Here is an 11,080-nt window from a genome sequence, read left to right as displayed (position 1 = left end):
GCTGGCCGCGGAACTGGGTGAGCAGGCCGGCTACGTGCACCTCGACGTCACCGAGTCCGCCGACTGGCAGGCCGCCGTCGCCGCCACCGTCGAACGATTCGGGCTGTTGAACGTGCTGGTGAACAATGCGGGCGTCCTCGACGGCGGTCCGCTGGGCACCTACACCGAGAAGCAGTGGCAACGGGTCATCGATATCAATCTGACCGGTCCCTTCCTGGGATTGAGCGCTGCGCGCGACGCTCTGGTGGCCGCCCGGCCGGCCGCGGTGATCAATATTTCGTCCGCGGCCGGTATCCAGGGCGTGGGCGGTATGCACGCCTATACCGCCTCGAAGTTCGGAGTGCGGGGACTGACCAAGTCGGCCGCGCTGGAACTCGCGCCCGAGGGCGTTCGGGTCAACTCGGTGCACCCCGGCGGCATCCTCACGCCGATGATCGGAGTCACCGAGGAAATCGCCGTCGATCGCGGCGAGAATGTGCGGGCGCGGCTCGGCCTGCCCGCCGAGGTGTCGGATCTGGTGGTTTTTCTGGCGAGCACCGAATCGAGCTATTGCACCGGTGCCGAATTCGTCGTCGACGGCGGGATGACGGCCGGTTCGGTGGTGGGCTGAGCATCCGCATAAACTGTCGCCATGCAAATGTTCCTGGATATCCTCCTGGTCATCACCAGCGTGTTGCTGGTGTTGCTGGTGTTGCTGCACCGCGCGAAGGGTGGAGGCTTGTCCAGCCTGTTCGGTGGTGGTGTGCAGTCGAGCCTGTCCGGATCCACGGTCGTCGAGAAGAACCTCGATCGCATCACCATCTTCGTGGGCCTGATCTGGTTCATCGCCATTCTCGGCATCGGCTTCGAGATCAAGTTCGCCTGACCGGCGTGGGCGCCGCGGCCGCGGGGTCGTGGCGCCGGCCCGATCCGATCGCGATCGCTGTCACGGCCGCCACGGCCAGGATCAGCGTCGCGATCGTGAACGCGGCGCCGTAGCTGTCGCCGAGCACCGGGGCCACCACCAGGGGACCGAGCATCTGGCCGAGTCCGTATCCGGCGGTCAAGGTCGCCGCCGCGCCCGGCCCGGCCAGATCGTCGCCGATCTCGAGGGCGAGCAGGGTGATCCCCATGAAGGTCGCGCCGAACAGCGCGGCCGACACCACCGCCGGCCAGACACCCGCCGACAGCGTCGGCAACAGCGCCGACAGACATTGCAGGACGAGTGCGGCCACCAGCGCGATCACCGGAGTCGCCCGCCGGGCGATCAGACTCCACACCACCGTCGCCGGGGCGGCCGCCACTCCCACCACGATCCAGATGGCGGTGCCGGCCGTGCGATGTCCGGTGGCACCGACCGCGGCGACCAGGAACGTGCCCAGGACGATATAGCCCAGACCCTCCAGGAAATAGGTCGCCTGCAGGAGCCGCCAGGAGCGTGCCGACCGTACCGTTGCCGCGCCGGTACGGCTGCCGGCGACGACCTCCAACCGCAGTGCGGGCCACAGCAGCAGCGCGGTCAGTCCGGCCGCCGCGAGCCACAACGCCTGCCATGACAGCACCGACTGCGCGATCAGCACCAGCGCACCGGTTGCCGCGATTCCCGTGCCCACCCCCGCGAAGGCGATACCGGCTGCGCGCCTGCGATTTTCGTGCCGGGCGGCGATCTGCGCGCAACCGATGAACAGCACCGCGCCGGCGACGCCTGCCACCGTCCGCAGAATGATCGGCAGTATCGCGGGCGCCGGAATCGCCATGGCCGCTTCACTCGTCACCAGCGCGGCAGCCGAAATCCGGAAAGCCGTGCCACCGTTGTATTCCGGAAAGCGCGCCAGGGCGACCGCGCCCAGCAGGTAGCCGGCGTAGTTCGCGGCGGCCACGATCGCGCCGGTGTGTGCGCCGAAGCGTCCGGCGTCGATCATCACCGGAAGCAGCGGTGTGTAGACGAAGCGCCCGATGCCCATGGCGGCGGCCAAGCCGGCCGAGGCGCGCAGGGCAGGCGCGAGAGATGCCTGGCGAGGAAGTGCGATGGTCACGTCGATCCACGCTACGGATCCGTCGCGGTCCGGTGAAATGCTTCCTGTGCACGATGTATACGCTGAACGTATGGAACTGGAATTGCGGCATCTGCGCGCGTTCCTGGTGCTGTGCGAAGAAGCCAACTACACCCGCGCCGCCGCCCGGCTGCACACCACACAGCCGTCGCTGACCCGCACGGTGCAGCAGGCCGAACGGATTCTGGACTGCCGGCTGGTCGAGCGCAGCGCGCGGCGCTTCGCCCTCACCGCGGAGGGGGAGTATCTGCTGGCGGCCGCGACCCGGATCGTCGCCGATGCCGACGCCGTGACCGCCGATCTGCGGCTGCGGGCCCGGGTGTCGGTGGGCTTCTCCTGGCTGCTGCCCGACGACTGGTTCACCGAGGTCCGCACCCGATTCGAGGCACGCGGCGGGCGGGTCGGCATCCATCGCATCGACGATCCGGTGGCCGCCGTCGCGGCGGGACGTATCGATATCGCCCTGTATCGCAAGGAGATTCGGCTCCCGTCCGCCATGACCGGGCGGATCATCGGCACCGAGCGGCGGGTGGCGGCGGTCTCCACCCGCTCGCCGCTGGCGAACACGCCGGCGCTGCGATGGCAGGATCTGGCCGCACATCCGCTGGTGGTCAACACCATCTCCGGCACCACCGACGAAACCAGTTGGCCCGCGGCCGAATCCGGCCGCGAGATCGTCACCTGCACGAATTTCGACGAATGGATCGAACTGATCGCCGCCGACCGGGGCGTCGGGGCCGTTCCGGAACTGGCGCGCACCCGAGCGCCGCATCCCGGCGTGGCCTACCTCGACGTCCCGGATGCCCCGCCCTCGACCCTGCGGCTGGCCTGGCGAACCCGGCCGGCGCCGGGCAGGTCGGTGCGGAGTTTCCTCGATATCGCCGTGAGTGGCCAGGGGGCCCCGGCCGGTTAGCGGACCGTCTCAGGCGGGATGGCCGGGGGTGAGATCGGCGAGGTCGCTGTAGCGCAGTCCGGTGGTGCCCTCCGTCGGCTTCGGGCCGCCGAGCGGCTCCAGCAGCAGACCCATGTGGTCGCCGAAATCGTGGCGCTCGAGGATCCGGCCGGAGAACCAGGCCGCGGCCTCGTCGAGCACCACCACGCCGTCGGGTCCGTGATGCCACCGGCACCACGTGAACTTGTCGATATCGTCGCCGGTCTCCGCACCGAAGAGCTGGGCCAGGGCCCGCGACCCGGAATCGACGAGATGAACCGCGACATGGGTGGCGCCGGCCACCACTCGGTAGGTGTGGTTGAGTTCGGAAACGCACACCAGGAACCGGCGTGGTTCGATGCCGACCTGGGACGCGAAGCCGACCACACACCCGGCGCGCTCGGACTCGGTCGCCACCGTCACCACATAGATCGGCGCGTCCGCCGCCGCTACCAACGCGTCGAAATTCGCGATCGCGTCCATCCACCCTCCTTCACCGCCGGTGCCGCGCGCTGCGGCCCGCCGCATCAGGCTAGGACAACGGTGGCCCTCACGTGCGCGGCACGCGACCGTCGATATCGGTGAACCCGTAGGCTTCGGCCAGATCGGCCACCCGCCATGCCCGGCCCGTGCGTGAACGCCGGCCCGGATCCGCCGCGAGCGCGACCACCGCGCGCCCGGCGAAATGCGGAGTCTCGGCCTCGTTCAGATCGAACGTGCCCTCACCGGGCAGTGTGATCAGCCGCCGTCCCTGCGCATCGGCCGGAACCAGCTGCAGCAGTTCGGTATTCACGATTCCCGGCCACAGCGACACCACTGTGACCTCGGTACCGGCCAGATCGTGCGCCATATCCGCGGTCAGCCGGTCGACGGCGGCCTTGCCCACGCCGTAGACGACGTTGTGCGTGAAATGTTCGGCGCCCGGTGAGGAGATGTCGACGATCAGCCCGCCCGATTCGATGAGCAGCGGCGCCGCGAAATGGGCGGCAGCGTAATGGGAGCGCACGCCGATGTCGAAGCCCTCGTCCCATGCCTTCGGCGGCACCTCCCAGAACGGTTTGCCGAGCCAGCGCGCCGAGGCCGGGGAGTTGTAGACATTGTTGACCAGCACATCCAACCGGCCGTGGTCGGCGCGCACCGTCTCGAACAGCCGCGCGACCGCCTCGTCGTCGCGGTGGTCGCAGACGAACGGCACCCCGCGCCCGCCGAGCTCGTCGATCTCGCTCGCGGTCGCGGCCACCGTGCCCGGCAGCTGCCCGGGGCGTTCGGAGCGCCCGGTCACGTAGACCGTGGCGCCGGCCGCGCCCAGCTCCAGCGCGATGCCCTTGCCGATGCCGCGGCTCGCGCCGGTGACGACGGCGACTCGATCGGTCAGTATTCCGTTCACGACTCCGGGACACTACCGTGAAACGAGAACGTGTTCTAGTACCTGGGAGGCGCAGTGGGGCCGACACATCGGTTCGTGGAGACCAACGGGATTCGGCTGCATATCGCCGAAGAGGGCCGCGGGTATCCCGTGATCTTCTGTCACGGTTTTCCGCACGGCTGGTACGTGTGGCATCGGCAGCTGCCGGCGCTGGCGGCGGCCGGATATCACGCCATCGCCCCGGATCTGCGTGGGTACGGCCGCACCGAGGCGCCCGGCGGCGTGGAGGAGACCACGAACCGGGTCGTGATCGGCGATCTGCTCGGACTGCTCGACGAGATCGGCGCCGAGCGAGCGGTTTTCGTCGGCCTGGACTTCGGCGCCCAGCTGGTGTGGGAGCTGGCGTTGCGGGCGCCGGAGCGGGTCGCGGCGATCATGGTGCTGAACAATCCGTACGCGCCCCGGCCGCCGAAGGCGCCGTCGGCGTTCTGGACGCGCGCCGCGCAGCGTCATTTCCTGCACCTGTCGTATTTCCAGGAGCCCGGTGTCGCCGACGCCGAACTGGCTGCGCGCCCACGCGAATTCCTGGCCCGCGTGTACTACGCGCTCAGTGGCGAGTTCCACTACCTCGACACGTGGAAGAATCCGCCCGGCATCGGCTACCTCGACGCACTTCCGCAGGCGCCCGCACTGCCCTGGCCGTGGTTGCCGGAATCCGAATTCGACACCCTCGCAGCCGAATTCGAACGAACCGGCTTCACCGGCGGGCTGACCTGGTACCGGGCGCTGGACCGCAACTGGGAGCTGACCGAGGGATTGCCCACGACGGTCACGGTGCCGACCTGTTTCCTCTACGGCGAGAACGACCCGGATATGGAAGGTTTCAGCGGCCGCGACCCGCTGGCGGTGCTGCGCGCGCACGTGCCGGATCTGCGCGCGGTCGAAAAAGTCCCGGGCGCAGGACATCTCGTACAACTCGAGCGGACCGGCGCGGTGAACGACTTCCTCCTGCGTCACCTCGCCGAACTCGTCGCCGGCGATGCGTCGCGAAATGCGGCGCTGCGGTAGGGATTCGCCCGGGCCCCGCCGGTGTGACCGGCGCATCGCACAGGGCAGCGATGCGCAGGGGAGCGATGTGCGTTCTGGCATGCTGGCCGCGTGCCCCTCATCGACGTCACGTGCTCATCCCACGTCTCCGACGAGTCGAAGCGCCGGTTGGTCGCGGAGTTGCCACATATCGTCTCGGTGGCGGTCGCGTGTGCGGCGGAACCCTACGACGGCTGCCTGCAACCCGGTGACGTCCTGGTGCGCTGCCGATCCGCCGAGCCGGGCGACCGGTTCGACATCGACGTGCTGATCGAAGTGAAGTCGAAGTGGTTCGAGGACCGCGCCGCCGATCGTGACCGCCGGGCCGCCCACATCCGCGACGAGGTGGCCCGCATCCTGCCCGCGGGCCACCTCGTCGGTGTGTATCTGAGCCTGCCTGTCACCGCATGGGCGCAGACGGACGACGACTAGCCGGGATCGAGCACCACCCTCAGGGCAGTTTCGCCGCCGCGGCTTCGTCCAGCATCCAGGTGGTGGTTTCGCTGCCGTGCGCTCCGGCCGCCGGGATCTCGAGCGCGGAAGCGCCGCCCACCGCCTGGGCCACCGCATCGGCCTTCCCCACGCCGCCGACCACCAGGACCACGTGCCGGGCGCGCGCGACCGCGGGCAGGGTCAGGGTGACGCGCACCGGCGGGGGCTTGGGCGAATCGGTCACGGCGAGAACGAGTTCGTGTTCCTCCGCCACGGCCGCGGAATGCGGGAACAGCGAGTTCACATGCGCGTCGCCACCCATGCCGAGCAGATGCAGGTCGAATGCGCCGTGCTCGGCCAGATGCGCGTGCACCGCCGCCGAGTACTCCGCGGCGGCCTCGACCGGATCCGGATACTCCCCGTCGGAGGTCGCGACGGGATGCACCCGCGCCGGATCGACCGGGACGTGATCCAGGAGCGCCTCGCGCGCCTGCAACTCGTTGCGTTCGGCGTCGCCCGCGGGGACGAACCGCTCGTCGCCCCAGAACACGTCCAGGCGACCGAAATCGACCGCGCCGGGTGCGTGCCGCACCTGCTCCAGCAGGGCGATTCCGGTGCCACCGCCGGTGAGGACCACCGACGCCGAACCACGCTCGGCCTGAGCCCTGGTCACCACCTGCACGAACCGCACGGCTGCCGCCTTCACCAGTTCGTCGTGATCGGCAAAAACCGCGATTTCCGGCTTACTCATAGATCACCTTCCCGATTCCGGCCAGTGCCTCGGCGTAGACCTCGTCGGCGTCCAGCCGCCGCAGTTCCTCCGCCAGGCAATCCTTGGTCTCACGACGGGCGAGCGCGAACCGCTGATCGGGCTCGCCGGTGCGCGTCAGGGTCGCGGTGCGGCCCGTCTGCGGACGTTCGATCCCTACCGAGATCGACGCCCGGTGCAGTACGACCTTCAACTCTCCGGTCTGCCGGCGGATCGGGCAGTCCAGTTTGGCCGCCAGCCACCCCGCCAGAATGTCGAGCGCGGGTTCCTCCGCCAGGCCCGAGACGGTCACCGATTCGATCGGCTCGTACGGTGGCACGTCGAGCGCGGAGGCCAGCAGCGCCCGCCAGAACGTGATCCGGCTCCACGCGAGATCGGTGTCGCCCGGGGCGTAGGAATCCAGCCGCCGGGTGATCGCCGCACGCGGATCGGGAGCGTAGGTGGAATCGGTGATGCGGCGAATGGCCAAGCGGCCCACCGAATCCCGCGACGGGAACTCCGGCGCTCCGCGCGGCCACCACGCCACCACCGGAGTATCCGGCAGCAGGAACGGGATGACGACGCTGCTCTCGTTGTTGACCAGTTCGCCCTGCAGCCGCAGCACTATCACCTCGGCCGCCCCGGCATCGCCGCCGACCCGGATCTGGGCGTCGAGTTTGGTCTCGGAGAACCGGTCGCCGCGCGCGAGCACGATCACGCGACAGGGATGTTCGCGACTGGCGTCGTTGGCGGCGTCGATGGCGTCCTCGGCCTCCGAGGAATCCAGCGTGCACACCACCAGCGTCAGCACCCGGCCCATGGCGATCACGCCGTTGGACTCCCGCAGGCTGACCAGGCGTTTGGTCACATCGCGGGTACTGGTGTCGGGCATGTCCACGATCATGGCCGCCGCCATTCGCGCCCGGTGCGGGCGAGCATCTCGTCGGCCGAGGCCGGACCCCAGGTGCCGGACTCGTAGGACTCGGGCTTACCGCCCTCGGCCCAGTGATCGAGCACGGGATCGAGGATGCGCCACGCCAATTCGACCTCCTCGTTGACCGGGAACAGCGACGGCTCGCCCAGCAGCACATCCAGGATGAGCCGCTCGTAGGCCTCGGGCGAGGATTCGGTGAACGATTCGCCGTAGCTGAAATCCATGTTGACGTCGCGGACTTCCATGCTGGATCCGGGCACCTTCGACCCGAACCGCATGGTGATGCCCTCGTCCGGCTGCACCCGGATGACGAGCGCGTTCTGGCCGAGCTCCTCGGTCATGGTCTGATCGAAGGGCAGATGCGGGGCCCGCTTGAACATGACCGCGATCTCGGTGACCCTGCGCCCCAGGCGTTTTCCGGTGCGCAGATAGAACGGCACGCCCGCCCAGCGGCGGGTGTCGACGTTCAGCGTGATCGCGGCGTAGGTCTCGGTGCGCGAATGCGGATCGAAACCCTCCTCCTCGAGCAGGCCCACGACGCGTTCGCTGCCCTGCCAGCCGGCCGCGTACTGTCCGCGCGCGGTGGTCTCCTCCAGCGGTTCGACCAGTTTCGTCGCCGAGAGCACCTTGATCTTCTCGATCTGCAGCTGTCGTGGCTGGAAGTTGACCGGATCCTCCATCGCCGTCAACGCCAGCAGTTGCAGCAGATGGTTCTGGATCACGTCGCGGGCGGCGCCGATGCCGTCGTAATAGCCTGCGCGCCCGCCCAATCCGATGTCCTCGGCCATCGTGATCTGCACGTGGTCGACGAAGTTGGCGTTCCAGATCGGTTCGAACAGTTCGTTCGCGAACCGCAGCGCCAGCAGATTCTGGACGGTCTCCTTGCCGAGGTAGTGGTCGATGCGGAAGACCGTCTCCTCGGGGAACACCCGGTTGACCAGGGCGTTGAGCTCCTGGGCGCTCTCGAGGTCGTGCCCGAAGGGCTTCTCGATCACCACCCGCCGCCACGACTGCGGTTTGCCCGGTGCCGCGTCCGAGGCCTTCGCCAATCCTGTCCGCGAAAGCTGTTCCAGCACAACCGGGAACGCGTTCGGCGGAATCGACAGGTAGAAGGCGTGGTTGCCGCCGGTGCCGCGTTCGGCGTCGAGCTTCTTCAGCGTCTGCGCGAGGGTGCCGAAGGCGGCGTCGTCGTCGAAGGTGCCCTGAACGAAGCGGATACCTTCCGCCAGCTGATCCCACACCTCCTGCCGGAACGGGGTGCGGGCGTGCTCCTTGACCGCCTGGAGAACGACCTGAGCGAAATCCTCGTCGGCGTAATCGCGCCGGGCGAACCCGACCAGCGCGAAACCGGGCGGCAGCAGCCCCCGGTTCGCGAGGTCGTAGATGGCCGGCATCAGTTTCTTGCGTGACAGGTCACCTGTCACCCCGAAGATCACCATGCTGCACGGGCCGGCGATCCGGGGAAGCCGCTTGTCGCGCTCCTCGCGCAGCGGATTCCCCGGGGCGGCCGTCTTCTTCTGGCCGGCCATCGCGGTCAGTTGCTTCCGGTGCTCTTCAACTCGGCGGTGGTCGCGGTGAGCAGCTCGTCCCACGACTTCTCGAACTTCTCGACGCCTTCGCGCTCGAGGACGGCGAACACGTCGTCGAGGTCGATTCCCACACCTGTCAGCGCGTCGAACACGCCCTGTGCGTCGGCCGCCGTGCCCGACACCGTGTCCCCACGCAGCTCGCCGTGGTCGGCGAACGCCTCGAGGGTCTTCTCCGGCAGCGTGTTGACCGTATTCGGCGCCACCAGTTCGGTGATGTACATGGTGTCGGGGTAGTCGGGGTTCTTCACGCCCGTGGACGCCCACAGCGGCCGCTGCCGGTTACCGCCGGAGGAGGCCAGATGCGAGTACGTCGAGGTGTGGTTACCCCCGTCGAATACGTCCTGGTAGGCGGCGTAGGCAAGGCGCGCGTTGGCGATTCCGGCCTTACCGCGCAACGCCAGCGCCTCGTCGGAACCGATCTGCTCGAGTCGCTTGTCGATCTCGGTGTCCACGCGGGAGACGAAGAACGACGCGACCGAATGGATGCGGGCCAGGTCGTGGCCGGCGATGCGCGCCTTGCGCAGGCCGTCCAGGTAGGCGCCCATCACGCTGAGGTAGCGCTGCACCGAGAAGATCAGCGTGACGTTGACGCTGATCCCTTCGGCGATCACGCGCGTGATCGCGGGCAGGCCCTCCTCGGTGGCCGGAATCTTGATGAACAGATTCGGCCGGTCGACGATCTTCCACAGCTCGACCGCCTGTGCGACGGTCTTGTCGGTGTCGAAGGCCAGCCGGGGGTCCACCTCGATCGAGATCCGGCCGTCCACGCCGCCCGTCGATTCGAAGACCTCGGCCAGCACGTCGCAGGCCGAGCGAACGTCGTCGGTGGTGATCGTGCGGATGGCGGCGTCGGCATCGGCGCCCTGGGCGGCCAGTTCCTTGACCTGGTCGTCGTAGGCGTGGCCCTCACTCAGCGCGACCTGGAAGATGGTCGGGTTGGTGGTCACGCCGACGATGCTGCGGGTGGCGACGAGTTCGGCGAGATTGCCCGAGCGGATCCGGTTGCGTGACAGATCGTCGAGCCACACCGACACGCCTGCTCGAGACAGTGCGGCGAGATTCTCGTTCTGTGCCATTAGTTATCCCTTCACCTTGTCGAGTGAGCGCTTCGCGGCGTCGACGACGGCTTCGGCGGTGATGCCGAATTCACGGAACAGGGTCTTGAAGTCGGCCGAGGCACCGAAGTGCTCGATCGAGACGTTCTCACCGTCGCTGCCGGTGAAGCGGTGCCACGGCATCGCGATACCGGCCTCGACCGTGACGCGGGCGGTGATCTGCGGGGGCAGCACCTCGTCGCGGTAGGACTGTTCCTGCGCGTCGAACCATTCCACGCACGGCATGGACACCACGCGGGTGCCGATGCCCTGCTCCTCCAGCGTAGTGCGCGCGGCGACGGCGAGCTGAAGTTCGGAGCCGGTGGCGATCAGGATCACCTGCGGTGTGCCGGTGGAGGATTCGGCCAGGATGTAGCCGCCGCGGGAGACGCCCTCGTAGCTGGTGCCCTCCAGGGTGGGCACGTCCTGGCGGGTCAGCGCCAGCGCCGACGGGCCGTCGGTGTGCGGGTGGTCGGCGGGCACGAAATGCGAATGCTGCTCGGCACTTTCGAGCTCCAGGATGGTGCGCCACGCGTACACGGTCTCGTTGGCGTCGCCGGGGCGGACCACGTTCAGGCCGGGGATGGCACGCAGCGCGGCGAGGTGCTCGATCGGCTGGTGGGTGGGGCCGTCCTCACCCAGGCCGATGGAGTCGTGGGTCCAGACGTAGATGGCCGGCACCCGCATGAGCGCGGCCAGCCGCACCGCCGGGCGCATGTAGTCGGAGAACACCAGGAAGGTGCCGCCGTAGGGCCGGGTCGGGCCGTGCAGGGCGATGCCGTTGAGGATCGAACCCATCGCGTGCTCGCGCACACCGAAGTGCAGCGTGCGGCCGTAGGGCTCGGCCTTCCACATACCGGTGGAGAT

The 11,080-nt window shown here is 68.6% G+C and carries 13 protein-coding genes; 5 read left to right on the top strand and 8 right to left on the bottom strand.

The annotated features are described in order from the left end of the window. Both ON23_RS15105 and secG read left to right on the top strand, forming a co-directional pair. The coding region (locus ON23_RS15105; protein ID WP_039778915.1) for an SDR family oxidoreductase at positions 1 to 610 on the top strand (610 nt) is incomplete at its 5' end. Positions 611 to 631: 21 nt separating this feature from the next. Next, the gene (gene secG, locus ON23_RS15100) at positions 632 to 865 is read left to right on the top strand and encodes a preprotein translocase subunit SecG (protein ID WP_030518417.1); all 234 of its coding nucleotides are present in this window, start codon (positions 632 to 634) and stop codon (positions 863 to 865) included. On the opposite strand, the gene ON23_RS15095 is transcribed toward secG, so the two are convergent. Continuing rightward, on the bottom strand, positions 852 to 2,015 hold the full coding sequence (locus tag ON23_RS15095) for a YbfB/YjiJ family MFS transporter (RefSeq protein ID WP_051042710.1): 1,164 nt from the start codon (positions 2,013 to 2,015) through the stop codon (positions 852 to 854). The genes secG and ON23_RS15095 overlap by 14 nt on opposite strands. A 70-nt stretch (positions 2,016 to 2,085) precedes the next feature. Between ON23_RS15095 and ON23_RS15090 the strand changes: the two genes are divergently transcribed. Next, positions 2,086 to 2,946, top strand: coding sequence for a LysR family transcriptional regulator (locus ON23_RS15090; protein WP_039778913.1), 861 nt, complete (start codon positions 2,086 to 2,088; stop codon positions 2,944 to 2,946). Positions 2,947 to 2,955: 9 nt separating this feature from the next. Here ON23_RS15090 and ON23_RS15085 read toward each other — a convergent pair whose 3' ends face one another. Together ON23_RS15085 and ON23_RS15080 are read right to left on the bottom strand one after the other, a co-directional pair. Beyond that, a complete protein-coding gene (locus ON23_RS15085) occupies positions 2,956 to 3,447 on the bottom strand; it encodes a flavin reductase family protein (protein WP_039778912.1) in 492 nt (163 codons plus the stop codon). A 67-nt stretch (positions 3,448 to 3,514) separates the two neighbouring features. Then, positions 3,515 to 4,351, bottom strand: a complete 837-nt coding sequence (locus ON23_RS15080; protein ID WP_039778911.1) for an SDR family NAD(P)-dependent oxidoreductase — start codon at positions 4,349 to 4,351, stop codon at positions 3,515 to 3,517. Positions 4,352 to 4,426: 75 nt separating this feature from the next. Here ON23_RS15080 and ON23_RS15075 point away from each other — a divergent pair, with 75 nt between their 5' ends. Beyond that, entirely contained in the window at positions 4,427 to 5,398 is a 972-nt protein-coding gene (locus tag ON23_RS15075) for an alpha/beta fold hydrolase (RefSeq protein ID WP_245555960.1), read from the top strand. Positions 5,399 to 5,488: 90 nt separating this feature from the next. Further along, on the top strand, positions 5,489 to 5,848 hold the full coding sequence (locus ON23_RS15070) for a hypothetical protein (protein WP_039778909.1): 360 nt from the start codon (positions 5,489 to 5,491) through the stop codon (positions 5,846 to 5,848). A 19-nt stretch (positions 5,849 to 5,867) separates the two neighbouring features. On the opposite strand, the gene pgl is transcribed toward ON23_RS15070, so the two are convergent. The 5 genes from pgl to ON23_RS15045 all read right to left on the bottom strand — a co-directional run. Beyond that, entirely contained in the window at positions 5,868 to 6,599 is a 732-nt protein-coding gene (gene pgl / locus ON23_RS15065; protein WP_039778908.1) for a 6-phosphogluconolactonase, read from the bottom strand. Then, on the bottom strand, positions 6,592 to 7,500 hold the full coding sequence (gene opcA, locus ON23_RS15060; RefSeq protein WP_174376488.1) for a glucose-6-phosphate dehydrogenase assembly protein OpcA: 909 nt from the start codon (positions 7,498 to 7,500) through the stop codon (positions 6,592 to 6,594). Before opcA ends, pgl begins: the two co-directional genes overlap by 8 nt. Further along, positions 7,497 to 9,059: a glucose-6-phosphate dehydrogenase gene (gene zwf / locus ON23_RS15055; RefSeq protein ID WP_039778905.1), complete on the bottom strand. Its 1,563-nt coding sequence runs from the start codon at positions 9,057 to 9,059 to the stop codon at positions 7,497 to 7,499. Before zwf ends, opcA begins: the two co-directional genes overlap by 4 nt. 5 nt (positions 9,060 to 9,064) lie before the next feature. After that, positions 9,065 to 10,195 (bottom strand): transaldolase, encoded by a 1,131-nt coding sequence (gene tal, locus ON23_RS15050; protein ID WP_039778904.1) that lies wholly within the window; start codon positions 10,193 to 10,195, stop codon positions 9,065 to 9,067. Between the two features lie 3 nt (positions 10,196 to 10,198). Next, positions 10,199 to 11,080, bottom strand: an 882-nt coding sequence (locus ON23_RS15045) for a transketolase-like TK C-terminal-containing protein (RefSeq protein WP_039778903.1), incomplete at its 5' end; no start/stop codon positions are given.

It is taken from the genome of Nocardia cerradoensis NBRC 101014, from assembly GCF_000308535.1.
Classification (GTDB): Bacteria; Actinomycetota; Actinomycetes; order Mycobacteriales; family Mycobacteriaceae; genus Nocardia; species Nocardia cerradoensis.
The sequence above is the reverse complement of the archived record's forward strand: the minus strand, read 5'-3'. Positions and strand labels throughout refer to the sequence as shown.

Excerpts from the sequence above, each read along its gene's own strand:
- ON23_RS15085 (WP_039778912.1), bottom strand. The coding sequence starts at position 3,447 with ATGGACGCGATCGCGAATTTCGACGCGTTGGTAGCGGCGGCGGACGCG.
- zwf (WP_039778905.1), bottom strand. The coding sequence starts at position 9,059 with ATGGCCGGCCAGAAGAAGACGGCCGCCCCGGGGAATCCGCTGCGCGAG.
- pgl (WP_039778908.1), bottom strand. The coding sequence starts at position 6,599 with ATGAGTAAGCCGGAAATCGCGGTTTTTGCCGATCACGACGAACTGGTG.
- opcA (WP_174376488.1), bottom strand. The coding sequence starts at position 7,500 with ATGATCGTGGACATGCCCGACACCAGTACCCGCGATGTGACCAAACGC.
- secG (WP_030518417.1), top strand. The coding sequence starts at position 632 with ATGCAAATGTTCCTGGATATCCTCCTGGTCATCACCAGCGTGTTGCTG.
- tal (WP_039778904.1), bottom strand. The coding sequence starts at position 10,195 with ATGGCACAGAACGAGAATCTCGCCGCACTGTCTCGAGCAGGCGTGTCG.
- ON23_RS15090 (WP_039778913.1), top strand. The coding sequence starts at position 2,086 with ATGGAACTGGAATTGCGGCATCTGCGCGCGTTCCTGGTGCTGTGCGAA.